Origin of the sequence: Dyadobacter sandarakinus, assembly GCF_016894445.1 — a bacterium.
Lineage (GTDB): Bacteria > Bacteroidota > Bacteroidia > Cytophagales > Spirosomataceae > Dyadobacter > Dyadobacter sandarakinus.
This window is the reverse complement of the sequence record NZ_CP056775.1, coordinates 542,326-555,908: the sequence shown is the minus strand read 5'-3', so window position 1 is coordinate 555,908 and position 13,583 is coordinate 542,326. Positions and strand designations below refer to the sequence as shown.

The window sequence follows — 13,583 nt, the reverse complement described above, 5'->3', positions numbered from 1 at the left end:
AACGAGATTGACGGACAAATGCGCTTTTAACGTATTCTATCCCTATCTTACGCCCTGAGCATACCAGGAAATCAACTTTACAGAAACATAGATGGCGTCGGGTTTTTTTGCAGTTCTGGATGATATAGCTGCATTGATGGATGATGTTGCATTGGCAACAAAGGTAGCCACGCGTAAAACTGCGGGCATTTTAGGTGACGATCTGGCGGTGAATGCCGAGAAAGCCACGGGCTTTCTGGCTGAGCGGGAGCTGCCCATACTCTGGGCAATCACCAAAGGTTCACTGCTCAACAAGCTGATCATTGTGCCCATTGCGCTGCTGCTGAACGTTTTTTTTCCTATCGCCATCACGTATATCCTGATCCTGGGTGGCTGCTACCTTGCCTATGAAGGGGCAGAAAAGATCATTGAATTTATCACTAAACCGAAAAAGAAGACGCAGGAAGGCATTAAGGAAAGTACACCCGAGCCCTCAGGCACCGATCAGGAAAAGGATAAAGTAAAATCGGCCATCACCACGGACTTTATCCTATCCGTTGAAATTGTCATTATTGCCCTGGGCGCGGTAGCCGGGGAAGAAACCATGACCCAGATTGTAACCGTATCAACGGTCGCACTGCTGGCAACCATCGGAGTGTACGGCATTGTTGCTTTGATCGTACGGATGGACGATGCGGGCTACAAGCTGATCCGGCGCTCGGATGATCAGGGCTTACTCTCCAAAGTCGGCCATTTGCTGGTGGGCGCCCTGCCGGTCATCATTCGGATCCTGGGCGTAGTAGGTACACTTGCCTTACTGCTTGTAGCAGGGGGCATATTTGTCCATAACATTGAATACCTGCACCACTGGATGCCAGGCATTCCTGCCACTGTCAAGGAATTTGGGATCGGGCTGGTTGTAGGGTTGGTCGTCGCAGGACTGATGCATGTTGTCAAGTCACTCACGGGCTCTTCCGGGCATGCTCACTGAGGCTGGTGCTCCGCTTATTCTGCCAGAATGATTGCATAAATGGTACGTGGTTCCCTGCAATGCAGGGAACCACGTGTGCTTTTACCGGGTCGTAATCTCAATATCACCTCCGCGCAGGAACAGGTCATGCGGTACAAAGTAGCCTTCGGTCTGCTTACCATTCACTTTGATGGCCGTCAGGTTTCTGCCTTTGCCGGGTTTTCTGATGGTCAGCATTTTTCCTGTGCTTGTTTTCCATTTTACTTCATCAAAAAGAGGTGCAGTAACAATGTACTCGGGATCCGTGGCTGAAAACGGATAAAGTCCGAGGGCTGAAAACACGTACCAGGCCGACATTTCACCCGCATCATCCATACCGCAGAGCGCCAGGCCCTCATCACCTATCCCGTAAAGGTTATTCAGGATATAGTCGAGCACTTTCTGCGACTTTTCCGGTTTTCCTATAAAATGGTATGCAAAAGGTGCTTCATGATCGGGCTGGTTGCCATGGCAGTACTGACCAATCATCGTTTCCACATTGCGGGCAATATAGGTGGGGTTCCAGGGTACGGTGAAAAGGGAGTCGAGCTTGGACTCAAAACCCTGCGGGCCACCATAGAGCTGGATCAGGCCTGGCATATCATGCGGCGCAAAAAACGACACCTGCCAGGCATTGGCCTCCCGGTACATGTATTCGTAGTAAGGGTACTGCGGATTAAACGGCTTGATCCAGTCACCATTTGCCAGTCTGCCGCGCATAAACCTTGTGCCGGGATCAAACATGTTCCGGTAATTCCGGGATCGCTGCATCATTATCCTGTAATTGGCCGTATCGCCCAGCACCCTGGCAAGCTGTGCCACCGAGTAGTCGTCGTATGCATATTCCAGTGTTTTCGAAACACCCGCATTGGCCTTGGTTTCCACCTGCGGGTCAGGAATGTCCGGGTCTAAAATGTATCCTTTCTGAATGTACTCGGCAATGTGCGGCCGGGCGCCGCCCGGTACGTTTGCATTTTTCAGCAGGATCTGGTAAGTGCCTTTGATATCAAAATCGGTAATGCCCCGCAGGTAAGCCCCGGCAATGGACGATGCGCCATGATCACCATGAAAAAACGTGGGAATGAAGCCTTTTTTATCGCCTACATCCTTCATTGATTTAATCACGTCCAGGGTCACGTCCGGCGTGATCAGCCCCAGCAGTACATCTTTATTGCGGTAAGTATCCCACAGCGACGGCTCCGTGTAGTACCGGAAGCCTGTTTTTTCCACATGATTCTTTGCATCGGTAAACTCACCATTTACGTCGCTGCGCAGGGCAGGCCACAGGAATGACCGGTACAGAGACGAATAAAGCATCTGCTTCTGCCTGGCGGTGCCGCCTTTGACCTGCACGGACGAGAGCAGTTGTTCCCATGTACGTGTAGCTTCTGCGCGCACGGTTTCGAAGGTTTTATTCCCGATCTCCTTTTCAAGGTTCGCTCTGGCATTTTCGGTACTGACAAAGGATATCCCGATTTTCATCTCTACGGGTCCTTTGCCGCCTTCGGCCAAGTGGACGATGGCATAGCCGGTTTTTGCACCTTCTTCCTTTTTTTCGAGCTTCTGCACAGGCGTGTTCAGCGTAGCATAAAAATAGATTTTCTCACCGGTTTGCTGGTATCCCTGAATCGCACGGGGACCCACCTGCTCAATGTTCCAGTCAGCAACACGGTTGTTGGCTTTTGCGAGGTCAAACAGGATTTGACGGTCTTTTGACTGCTGGTACTCATACCGGTGAAAACCCGCGCGCAGGGTTGATGTGAGGCTCACGTTGATCCGGTAATCATCTAGGAATACCTGGTAAAAACCCGGTGACGCACTTTCCCGCCCGTGAGTGAACGCGGAACCGAACTTTTGCCCGGGATTGGAGAGCGGCAGGACGGGAATGTTGCAGAGGTTCCAGTGACCTTTGTTGGTATGCGTAAAACCGAGAATGACCTGGTCTTCGTACTCATATCCTGCTCCCGAGCCATACTCGGTCATGGGGCTCAGCTGCACCATTGCATCGGGAAGTGAGCTCCCGGGGAATGTCAGCCCGGCCCACGACCGCCAGCCGTCGGGCAGCTGGTAGCCCAGTATTTTCGGATCGGTAAGAGGCGCTGTGCCGATAAATGGGTTGACGTACTTTGTAAACTCCTGGCTGCGGGCCGGAACAGCCATGCTCAGGATCATCAATCCGGTGGAAAAGACTTTGGTAAGCTTCATGAAAAATACAGGTTCAGGTACGCACCTGCCGGTATGGAGCAAACCGGCAGGTGATTTCGGCGCCATAGATACTAGCTTATTGTTGTAATATCAAAAATTGCGCATGCAGATACAGGCCCGAACCTGACCCTGGCAGCATTTTTTAACGGTATGTATTATGAAAACATTAATCACGTGGATCATGATGATGGGCACCATCGCCGACCAACCCAGGCAGGTTCTGCTGTTTTACAATGCAAATGGTGAGCAACAATGGAAATCGCAGCTGAAAGTGCTGGAAGCTTCCAAATCCGGTATAGACGAAAGGGACATCAAGGTTGTGTCCATCTCTTCCGCAGCCCAGCAGGAGGATCAATGGAAGCAATGGAAAGTGGATCGTAACCAGGCATTTACCTTCATTCTGGTAGGTCGTGACGGTGGCGAGAAACTGCGGTCCAATGATGTGGTAGCAACCAGAAAACTGTTTGGCCTCGTCGATGCGATGCCCATGCGGAAAAGTGAAATGAAAGACAAGGACAAGTAGTGGTGGTCCTCAGTACCTGCCGGAATTTTCCTGCACTTCTGCCTGAGTTTTTGCCGGATCCGGCGATGTGAGTGCGGCAAGCTGATCGATCAGCTCGTCGGTTTGATACAGGTATTCCGCTTCTTCCAGCAGCCCCTGCTGGTACGACCGGTAAAGTACGTCAAGATCAGCCTTGATCTCACGCCGGCGCCTCGGCCGGGGCGGCCTGGCCTTTGGAGGAAATTGTGTTTCGATCCAGTCGGCAATCTGACTGACGATAAACACGAATGTTCCGGTGAAAATAAACAGAAGAAGTTCAAATAGCAGCACAGCATACCTGTTTTCCGGTACCCGGCCCGGGTACCGTCATAAACTTAGCAAAATCCTTCCGTGAAGGCAATGCCTCGCCGCGCGGCATCAATCCAAACTGGTATACTTCCGGCAATTTGCGTAAAATCGATAGCAACGATCTTCTCACATTTTAAGATTATAGTGCACTTCCAGACACGCGGAGATGCGCGGCCCTTTATTTGACAAAAGTCTCTTGAAAAAAACCTGATATCGCTGATCAATTCAGATAATAATTCTTTATTTTGAATGCCACTACTCTCCTTATCTATTTCAATTGATGACTCAAATCCGCTTGTCAGACAATTTCAAAAAAATGACGGTGAAATCCGTCGGTGCTATTTTCCTTTTTATTTTCGTTTATCTGCTGCTGATGTGCAGTGCAATTGCATTGACAATTGGCTGTGGCATTCTGGGGTACACGCTTGTTGCATACAGTTTCAGTGGCTATGCCATTTTAGCAGCACTTGCCTTGTTAAGTATCGGATTGCTGAGCCTGGTGTTTCTTATCAAATTCATTTTCAAAAAACACAGTACGGATCTTACCCACCTCATTGAAATCCGGAAAGAGCATGAACCTCAATTATTTCAGATGGTTGAAGAACTTGTTAAAGAAGTTGGTACGGATTTTCCTAAAAAGATTTACTTGTCAGCGGATGTAAATGCGGCTGTATTTTACGACTCCGGTTTCTGGAGTATGTTGTTACCCGTGCGTAAAAATCTGCAGATCGGCCTCGGCCTGGTCAACGCTGTTTCGGTCATTGAACTGCGTGCCATATTAGCTCATGAGTTCGGACACTTTTCCCAAAAAACAATGAAAGTCGGGAGCTATGTCTACAATATGAACCGGGTTATTTACAATATGCTGTATGATAATGATGCCTATGAAACATTGATAGAGAAATGGGCAAGCAGCAATAACTTTCTGGCCATTGCGGTCCTGATTTCCGTCAGGATTGTCAGAGGTATCCAATGGATTTTAAAAAAGGTTTATCGTATTCTGAATGTAAGCTATATGGGCTTGTCGCGGGAAATGGAATTTCATGCGGACGAAATAGCTGCAAATGTGACAGGACCGGGCCCACTTAAATCTTCCCTGCTGAGGCTGGAATTTGCAGCCGGCGCTTATCAGATTGTGCTTAACTATTATCAGGGAAAAGTTGACGAATCAAAAAAGGCAGCGAATGTATATCTGCAGCAAGCGTCGGTGATGGACTTTGTTGCCCGGCGTGACGGGCTGCATTTCGAGCATGGACTGCCGCAGGTTAGCATGGATTATTTACAGCGGCATAACCGCTCCAAACTGGTTATTGCGGATCAATGGGCGTCTCACCCTACTACCGAAGACCGGATCCTGCGACTCAGCCAGCTGAATATTCCTGTTCAAAATGAAGATAAAAGGTCTGCATGGTCCATTTTCAAAGACAAAGAACATTTGCAGCACCAACTGACTGCCAATGAATTCAGTCTTGTTCAGTACCCCTCACCGGCCACCGAAATAACAGCTGAAGAGTTCATCCGTGATTACGTGGAAATGCAGCGTGAGTTTCAGTTTGATAACCTGTTTAATGGCTATTATGACAACAAAAGTCCGGAGAGAATTTCCCTGCAGGAATTGGGTCGGATATCACCGGAAAAAACAAAGAATATTGATCTTCTTTTTGGCAAGAATGCCGTGCAAAACATTGATGACTACCTCTGGCTCGACCGCGATATACAGGTACTAAGCGCTATTATGGAAGGACATTATGCCGTAAAAACCTTCGACTATGATGGCATTAAATATACGGCCGGTGCATGTGCCGGATTGATTGCCGAACTTGAACTGAAACGGAATCAATTGAAAGAACAGATTACGGAAAATGACACAGACATTTACCAGTATTTCCTGCAAAAGGAAAACGAAACTGCCCGGAGTGGGGAGCTGAATCATTTATATGTATCGTATTTTGACTGGGACGATGCGGCGGACGAACATTTTCAGATATATACAAGCGTGACAAATGCGGCGGCATTTATGTTCGAAACTACGCCGGAAAATCAGATAGCAGAAAACATCCAGGCATTAAGATCGGTGGAGCTCACCTTTAAAGCATCTGTCAAAGCATTGATTGATAAAGCATTTGTCAAGGAAATTACAGATGCTGATATGGGCAGGAATTTTGAGCTTTACCTGGCTGACCAGTATTCATATTTTCACGATCGCCAGTACAATGCAGACGAGATCAATATTCTTTTTACATGCATAAACAATTACCATAACCTGATCGGAAAAATACATTTCAACCGCAAAAAGAAGCTGCTGGATTACCAGGCACAATTAGCAAAAGATGCTGTGCCATTGAAGGATCATCAAGACTTAATTATTCAGCCTTCAATAACAAATGCTTTCAATGCTGCCATTTTGCCTTCCCTGAATTCCCAGACATCGCAATAAGAATAATCTGTCCTATTCCCGTTTACATCTTTCAGGGTGATCTGGCCGAGGGCGGTAACGAAGTCGCCCTCGGCAATCAGGTTTTCAACTATAAACTTTGGCGGTTCCTGGTAGGTTGCCGCCATATATTTCCGCACTGCTTCTTTTCCCTGCAACGTTTGTTCGCCCACGAACGTCCACGTGGTGTCCTCTGTACAAAAAGACAAAAAGCCCTCATAATCACCTTTTGTAATTGCAGCATTTGCCACTTCCAGAATGGATTTGTTATTCAGATTCGTCAATGCAAGCTGGTTATTTTTATTTAAATGTATTTGAACAATTGTTTATTCTCAAACAACCTGGACGGCGACTTCATAATAATCAATCACAGGCTGAGCGGCAAAGTATGGTTTCATGGCCACCATTACACTTTGCAAAAATCCGTTTGTCTCCGCTGCGGTGCGTGCTTCTTCGGTTTCCCAGAGTGTCACCATCAGGCATTGACTGGTTTTGGTATTAATTAAAAAGCGGCTGTTTTTAAATCCTGCCATGTCTTTCAGTGCAGGGCCTACCGAATCCTGGAAATAATTCGTGGCGTCATTTAAATGATCCTGGTTCAAGAGAACCTGAACAACTCTGGCGTACATAATCGTGGTGGTTTAAATGATACATGATTACGATTGTGAAGTGAACGATAGGCTCTTTTTACTCTCAATGATCCGGATTAATATATTTAAAATGCTATGACATAATCGTTTTAATTGTAAATGAGCAAAGTGCATTAATATCCTGTATGTGATTAAGAGTAAACGTTCGTAATCAGGTTTATTTATTGGCACAGATCCCCCTGACAGATGTCCGGTTTCACCTGCCAAACAGGTTGCTGACTTGTTTACTTTTGAAGCATTGAAAAAACGTATTGTTTCATTTAAATCGCTGAACTGTGGCAAACAGGAGAAAAATCATCGCAGCCATCAATATGACGCTTGACGGATATTGCGACCATACGGCCGTCATGGCAGACGATGAACTGCATGCACACTACAGCAATTTAATCAACGGGGCGGATCTTGCATTGTATGGAAGGATCACCTACCAGCTCATGGAGTACTGGAAGGGCATTCTGGCGAACCCGACGGGCGATAAGCTGACGGATGATTTTGCAGTCAGCATCGACCGCATCCCAAAAGTTGTTTTTTCCCGCACGCTGAAAAACGTTGACTGGTCCAGTGCAAGGATCGCCGCCCAAGAGCTACGGAAGGAAGTTCTGACTGTGAGGGAGCTGCCCGGCAAAGACATCCTGGTTTGCAGCCGAAGCTTGATAGCGGCTTTGATAAACCACGGCCTCGTGGACGAACTGCAGCTGGCCATTCATCCGGTTATTGTGGGCAAAGGTTTGCCTTTACTGGACCTGATCGGCGAAAAAACGTTTTTAAAGCTCGAAAGGACAAAAACTTTGGCGTCCGGCGCAATCGTACTTTACTACCGATTCAGGTAAGTATGTTGCTTTTTGTCCGGTCCTTCCAGCCGCAGTGTTCGCAATGTTGGGTATACCAGTGCTCATTCAGGGCGCAGAAACCCGCCGCAGTAGTGGCTACTAAGAGGCCTTACAAGATCGATAGGATTTACCGACGTGCAGTGTTGCATTTTGTTTTGCCTTTTACAGCGTGGTTGCCAGCGCGTACGTAGCTCATCGATCCAGATCCGGATTTACTTTCTTCAAAGTATAGCTGGTTATTTCCCGGCAGGCGGTTTGCTGGTATGCGTTTTGTAAACTATCCCGTATTAAAAATACCTTCAATCAACAAAATTGCATGATTATGAAAACCACAAAAAGTAAAACTGCCGCCACTAAACAGATCACCGAACAAGATGGTGAAAAACTGAAGGAATTGTTTGTAGATGGTCTTAAAGACATTTACTGGGCAGAAAAAAACCTGGCGAAGGCATTGGTAAAACTTTCTAAAAGTGCCACATCCGAAGAACTGAAATCTGCATTTGAGCTGCATACAACGCAAACCGAGCAGCAGATCGTGACCGTAGAGCAGGTGTTTGAAATCATAGGTGAAAAGGCACAAGCCAAAAAATGTGCTGCCATGGAAGGCCTCATTGCAGAAGCCAACGAAATTATCGAGAGTACGGAAAAAGGAACCATGGTTCGTGATTGCGGACTCATCATGGCGGCCCAGAAGGTAGAGCACTATGAAATTGCCTCGTATGGTACGCTTCGCAATATCGCACGCACCCTTGGCTATGAAGAAGCAGCCACACTTTTGCAACAGACGCTGGATCAGGAAGGTGAAACAGATCACATCCTTACTGAACTTGCTGAGTCGTACGTTAACCAGGAAGCAAGCGCGGAATAAAACCGGCAATCCCGCACCGTTAGGAAAGCTGGCGCTGGCGCCAGCTTTCTTTGTTTATAATGACCTTACCATTCGTATTTTCCGGCAGTATCTTGATGGTATAGTATTTACGTTATCTATACAACAGACATCCGGCCTGAAACCGGGTGGTTTGCACTGCCTTCACTAACTATACAACATCATGGCTTTATATAATCAGTCTTTCAACCTGAACTTCCAGAATTCGACCATTCTGGTCACTCCGCACTTTGTTTCGGGGCGGAAGGTTTTCAATATATCATTCGGTAATGCGCAACCCGAAATTGTGATTACCCGAAAAAAAGACGAAGGCGGATTTTACTGGGTACCGGTTTCCAATACGGGCTTCAAAGATGTGGAGCAAATCGGAAGGTGTATTGTCGAGTATTTCAATATGCGGAGCAACCAGGCCGGGTCGCATGCGGCAAGACCGAAAAACAACTGACTATTGCTGTGACTCCGGCAGGTTGGAATCCGGTATGTAGCCTGTACTTCTGGCCTTGAAAAGCAGAATAAAAGCCCAGATCTGCAAAATACCCTGTATGATGTAAATGATGATTTCAGAAGCCGTTTTAATATTAATTCCCCATATAAACGGTGCAAGCAGCGTGCCTATCACAACGCTGGCCATAAAGAAATACCTGACCCACTCCACGCCCCTTCTGATCAGATGGGCAGTCGCACAGGTAATGCCCGTTACCATGATCAATGCCGATGCAACCCTGGCATCAGACAAATCCTTCCCGGCGATCAGCACACTGATGATCCCCAGCGCCGCAGAGACGAAAATGAGGTTTGATGCCTTGATAAAATCAGGATGTACTTTCGTTTTCATAGCAGCGTAAGAAAATAGTTGTTACCAAACCAAAGGTAATGTTACGGGTTATCTGCACAGCTGGCTTCCAATCCGGCACAAGCATCATGCACCTTCCGGTATTGAAAGATACCCATCCTGGCCGGGAATATGACTATTCTTTCAAAGCGAATTTACTGCTCATTAATATTTTTTTCTCCACCCAACCTGCCGCCTGGTCATTGTAGTTTATTGTATTGACAGGATCAACCTGCCAGCACATTCTTAAACGCTCAATACCATGGTGATGAAAAAAGGATCCCTCGTATTATTAATGGCCCTGCTGTTTGTACAGCTGGTCGCCTGTGAAAGAAACACATTGGAAAGCGAATCGCCCGTGCCGTCCAATGCAAGGACCGCTGAAGAAGAAAGCGGCAGCGCACCTTCCCGGATCGAAACTGCAAAAACGGCTGGGATCAAGCGAAAGGAACCAACACAATTTACCTTGGTCAATGCCAAAAGCCCCTTTGTTAAGTGGCGCGTCATCCCTAAACAGGTAGTGGAAAATCAGGGCACAAAAAGCATGGTCTATTTTCAGGAAGCAGGCAAGTACAGGGTGCTTGCCATCGACAGCATAGGAACGGATACCGCTTTTATTGATGTTGAAATCAGTCACGAAATTTACCAGCGCCCTGATTATGCGCAAAAAATACAGCAGGATGACGAGCTGCTGGTAACCCCGCGCGCTTTGGCGGATTCTGCCCGGTACCTGGATCTTCAGTTAACCACCCGCAAGGCCTACAATTGCACCGAAAATAATCTCTGGCTCAAAAGCACCAAAACAGGCAGCCAATATGAATGTGCCGTGGAGGGTGTTGATGTTTCCCTCGAGTGCACGCCCGGCCAGGTTCCGTCAAAGGGAATATTTGTGGTCGGTACCCACATCAGTGACGGCACGACCGGCAACCTGGTGATCAGCTTCAACGGGAAGACGTACAAAGGCACCTTCACGAGAACCGGCCGGGGTTATACATTCAACTGGCCTTACGAGAGCGGGGTCATATTCACAACCAAATCCATTTAAAAGCATCTTCATAAAAATAACCGGCCAACCGCAAACAGCAGGTTTGTAAAACAGAGTCATTTGGATAGCCTTGAAACATTATTGGCCGGATGCCGGCGCAGGGACCGTCAGAGTCAGGAAAAACTGTACCGGCGGTTTTACCCTGCGCTGTTCGCATTGTGCAGGAATTTTTTTGATGAAAAACATGATGTACTGACCGCATTGAATAATGGAATGCTCCGGGTTTTCCAGCATGTAGATCAGTACGATCCTCAGAAAGGCGAGTTTTTCAGCTGGATGTACACGATCGTGAGAAATGCTGCGCTCACTCTCCTGCGCAACCGCAAAACCCAGGCTTTCCATTATGACGAAATTGATGACAAGATGGGGTTTGAGTCTCCTGAAAATCCGCTGGATGCCCTGAATGCTGGCGATATACAAGTATATCTCATGCAGTTGCCTGTTGCGACGAGGCGAATATGCGGGCTGTTTTACCTTGACGGCTTTTCGGTAAAAGAAATATCAGAGGCGCTGAATATCCGTGAGGGAACTGTCAAATGGCACCTGAGTGAGAGCAGGAACAGATTGAAATCCATTTTGGAAAAAGCACTTCGCTAGCATCGTGAAAAAGAAAAACGTGAATATCGACAAGTACAGCCACGACCCACTGCCGGAACCTGAAATTCCTGCTGATGAAGCGTGGACACAGATGAGTGGCATGTTGGCTGCGGGCATTGCCCCGGCCGCAGGATCAAAACTGATCGCCAAGCTGTTAAAATACAAGTTCGCGCTTTCCGGCATCAGTGCCGTCACGGTAGTAGCTGCCATTGTTTTTATCAAAACCACCTTACCTGCCGGCAGCGGCAAAGACCTGAAAGCCAGGAACTCTACTGCTTTGACAGTTATTGATCAGAACAAGAAAGCTGAGCCAGCTGTACATGCCGCACCTTTTGTCCAAATAAAAAAAGCTGATTCCACGGAGAACGGGGCGGGCCCCAAAGTGGGATACAGGAACATACCCCATACCTCCGCACCGGATCAGGCTGGTGACCGGGCAGAGAATACCAGTTTCAAACCACAAGCCGGGGTTGAGCAGCCGGCAGCATTATCCGCTTCAAAAAGCAACCGGCCAGATCCGGATGCAAAGCTTCATTCCCGCGAAGTTTTGCAGAAAGTAATATTGCCGGATGATATGCAGCGGAGTAATAACCTGGGAACTGGTTTTCTGGCCAGCGGTAAAGAGGCCCATAAAAAACGATCTGACGGAGCAGCCGCGAAGGCAGAAAGCAGGAACAGATCAGCCGGCGACGTTCCTGGCAGCCCTCTGTGGTCCGGCTCAGACAAGGGTACGAAGACCGATAATTCCATTCAAGTACGTCCTATGAAACCCATATTCCTGACTACAATACCAATCCGGAAAGTACAGCCTGATACCAGGATTCAGATCCCGCAGCAACACGCACGTGCCGAGGCCGCCGGAAAAGTCAGCAGCATACAGTTCGGACCGGAGTGGAGTATCAACAGCTCCCTAAATCGTACGGAATATCTTTTTGCCGGAAAAGACAGCGTCAGCAAGCCTGCATGGGTACTTGTTCCGGGCATTTTTGTTTCCAGAAACTGGAAACAGCATGCAGTATCATTCACTTTTTCACCCCATCAAACCTACTTCGGAAACAGTACATTACTGGTGCATACCGTTGACCCCATCACCATCCATGATTCATTGAAGACCTACAACAATGTGCGGCTGAAAAAAGCAACCGGGCTGAATTTCAGTATGTATTATCATTACCAGACGACGAGGATTTTCGCGGTGGGCGGCGGGGTAGCTTACAACCACTTTTTACACGCGCTCGTACGGAAGGAAATCGAAAACTATGAAGGTAAAGTATACCCCGGAGCGCTCGCTACCATCACCAGACCGGCAGGATTGTCGCAGCATATGCGCCCCGGACTTTTATCATTGAAGGCCGGTATTCTTTTTAACCCCGGACGCTTTCAGGCAGGGGTGAATGTGATCTTGCCGGTCACTGGTGTTTCCAGGATACAGCCATTTTCATTAAAGCCTTTGAATGGTCAGTTTTTTTTGCGTTTGAATGTATTCTAAGGAAATCCGTGATCAGGGTCTGCTTACATGCAATAGATGCATAAAATAGAACTTGCGGGTTACTATCCATCAACATAAAAAAAGCCGACAGCCAGGATCCTGGCTGCCGGCTTCAAAAAGAAACTGGCTCAATTATTTGCTCTTGTCAAGACCTTTTACATGTTCAGCATGTGCCTTGATCACCGGCAAAGTTTTATCGATGAAAGCTTTCAGCTCTGCATCTTTTACTTCTTTCTGCGCGTCTTCAAAAAGCTTTACAGTTTGGTCGTGGTCTTTTTTCATTACCTCAATGTAAGCTTTGTCAAAGTCACTGCCGCTCTTACTGCCAAGGTCCGAAGCAGCTTTTTGCTTTTCTTCATTGGGAGCCGAAGGCAGGGTGATGTTTTTGCTGGTGGCCAGTGCCTTCAGTTCATCATTTGCTTTTGTATGATCTTTAATCATCTGTTTTGCAAATTCTTTCACTTTCGGGTCTGTTGCCTTTTCTTCTGCAATTTTGCTCAGCGCTACCTCAGCCATTCCGCCATTTGCCGCTTCTACCGCAAATTCGGAATCATCTTCCATAGCAGAAGATGTGGAGTCGCTGCCGGTATTATCGGCAGCTGCTTCGTTGGTACTGTCCGCAAACTCGGTTGTGTCCGTCGATTCGGTCGACTTGGACCCGCAGCCCCACAACATCGTTATGGTTGCCAGGGTCATGATGCTTGATGCAATTTTCATTGGTAATGATTTGTTTAAGTGGTGATAATTCGTCGTGCCGGACCATGCCGGCATCCATCG

General features: G+C 47.6%; 15 protein-coding genes. 9 read left to right on the top strand and 6 right to left on the bottom strand.

Going from position 1 to position 13,583, the window contains the following annotated elements; translation table 11 throughout:
* Positions 1-91 precede the first annotated feature (91 nt).
* Positions 92-970: a DUF808 domain-containing protein gene (locus HWI92_RS02345; RefSeq protein WP_204660600.1), complete on the top strand. Its 879-nt coding sequence runs from the start codon at positions 92-94 to the stop codon at positions 968-970.
* Positions 971-1,051: 81 nt separating this feature from the next.
* On the opposite strand, the gene HWI92_RS02340 is transcribed toward HWI92_RS02345, so the two are convergent.
* Positions 1,052-3,193, bottom strand: a complete 2,142-nt coding sequence (locus tag HWI92_RS02340) for a GH92 family glycosyl hydrolase (RefSeq protein ID WP_204660599.1) — start codon at positions 3,191-3,193, stop codon at positions 1,052-1,054.
* A gap of 157 nt (positions 3,194-3,350) precedes the next feature.
* Here HWI92_RS02340 and HWI92_RS02335 point away from each other — a divergent pair, with 157 nt between their 5' ends.
* Positions 3,351-3,716: a DUF4174 domain-containing protein gene (locus HWI92_RS02335; protein ID WP_204660598.1), complete on the top strand. Its 366-nt coding sequence runs from the start codon at positions 3,351-3,353 to the stop codon at positions 3,714-3,716.
* Between the two features lie 9 nt (positions 3,717-3,725).
* On the opposite strand, the gene HWI92_RS02330 is transcribed toward HWI92_RS02335, so the two are convergent.
* Positions 3,726-4,025 carry a hypothetical protein gene (locus tag HWI92_RS02330; protein WP_204660597.1) on the bottom strand — a complete coding sequence of 100 codons (300 nt, stop codon included), beginning with the start codon at positions 4,023-4,025 and terminating at the stop codon, positions 3,726-3,728.
* A 334-nt stretch (positions 4,026-4,359) separates the two neighbouring features.
* Here HWI92_RS02330 and HWI92_RS02325 point away from each other — a divergent pair, with 334 nt between their 5' ends.
* Positions 4,360-6,480 (top strand): M48 family metallopeptidase, encoded by a 2,121-nt coding sequence (locus HWI92_RS02325; RefSeq protein WP_204660596.1) that lies wholly within the window; start codon positions 4,360-4,362, stop codon positions 6,478-6,480.
* Here the strand turns inward: HWI92_RS02325 and HWI92_RS02320 are convergent.
* Together HWI92_RS02320 and HWI92_RS02315 are read right to left on the bottom strand one after the other, a co-directional pair.
* A complete protein-coding gene (locus HWI92_RS02320) occupies positions 6,411-6,761 on the bottom strand; it encodes a nuclear transport factor 2 family protein (protein WP_229248724.1) in 351 nt (116 codons plus the stop codon). The genes HWI92_RS02325 and HWI92_RS02320 overlap by 70 nt on opposite strands.
* A gap of 48 nt (positions 6,762-6,809) precedes the next feature.
* Positions 6,810-7,106: an antibiotic biosynthesis monooxygenase family protein gene (locus HWI92_RS02315; protein ID WP_204660595.1), complete on the bottom strand. Its 297-nt coding sequence runs from the start codon at positions 7,104-7,106 to the stop codon at positions 6,810-6,812.
* A 296-nt stretch (positions 7,107-7,402) separates the two neighbouring features.
* On the opposite strand from HWI92_RS02315, the gene HWI92_RS02310 reads away from it, so the two are divergent.
* The 3 genes from HWI92_RS02310 (at position 7,403) to HWI92_RS02300 (ending at position 9,288) form a co-directional block, all read left to right on the top strand.
* A complete protein-coding gene (locus HWI92_RS02310) occupies positions 7,403-7,957 on the top strand; it encodes a dihydrofolate reductase family protein (RefSeq protein ID WP_229248716.1) in 555 nt (184 codons plus the stop codon).
* A 322-nt stretch (positions 7,958-8,279) separates the two neighbouring features.
* Positions 8,280-8,825: a YciE/YciF ferroxidase family protein gene (locus HWI92_RS02305; RefSeq protein ID WP_204660594.1), complete on the top strand. Its 546-nt coding sequence runs from the start codon at positions 8,280-8,282 to the stop codon at positions 8,823-8,825.
* A gap of 181 nt (positions 8,826-9,006) precedes the next feature.
* Positions 9,007-9,288: a hypothetical protein gene (locus tag HWI92_RS02300; RefSeq protein ID WP_204660593.1), complete on the top strand. Its 282-nt coding sequence runs from the start codon at positions 9,007-9,009 to the stop codon at positions 9,286-9,288.
* On the opposite strand, the gene HWI92_RS02295 is transcribed toward HWI92_RS02300, so the two are convergent.
* A complete protein-coding gene (locus tag HWI92_RS02295; RefSeq protein ID WP_204660592.1) occupies positions 9,289-9,678 on the bottom strand; it encodes a hypothetical protein in 390 nt (129 codons plus the stop codon). It abuts the gene before it with no gap.
* Between the two features lie 265 nt (positions 9,679-9,943).
* On the opposite strand from HWI92_RS02295, the gene HWI92_RS02290 reads away from it, so the two are divergent.
* Genes HWI92_RS02290 through HWI92_RS02280 form a run of 3 tightly spaced genes read left to right on the top strand, consistent with a single transcriptional unit; the run spans position 9,944 to position 12,806 of the window.
* Complete coding sequence (locus HWI92_RS02290; RefSeq protein WP_204660591.1) at positions 9,944-10,720, top strand: hypothetical protein; 777 nt, start codon at positions 9,944-9,946, stop codon at positions 10,718-10,720.
* A 60-nt stretch (positions 10,721-10,780) separates the two neighbouring features.
* Complete coding sequence (locus HWI92_RS02285) at positions 10,781-11,317, top strand: RNA polymerase sigma factor (protein ID WP_204660590.1); 537 nt, start codon at positions 10,781-10,783, stop codon at positions 11,315-11,317.
* Positions 11,318-11,321: 4 nt separating this feature from the next.
* Positions 11,322-12,806, top strand: coding sequence for a hypothetical protein (locus tag HWI92_RS02280; protein WP_204660589.1), 1,485 nt, complete (start codon positions 11,322-11,324; stop codon positions 12,804-12,806).
* A 132-nt stretch (positions 12,807-12,938) separates the two neighbouring features.
* Here the strand turns inward: HWI92_RS02280 and HWI92_RS02275 are convergent, their stop codons facing one another.
* A complete protein-coding gene (locus HWI92_RS02275) occupies positions 12,939-13,523 on the bottom strand; it encodes a DUF4142 domain-containing protein (RefSeq protein WP_204660588.1) in 585 nt (194 codons plus the stop codon).
* Positions 13,524-13,583: the final 60 nt, after the last annotated feature.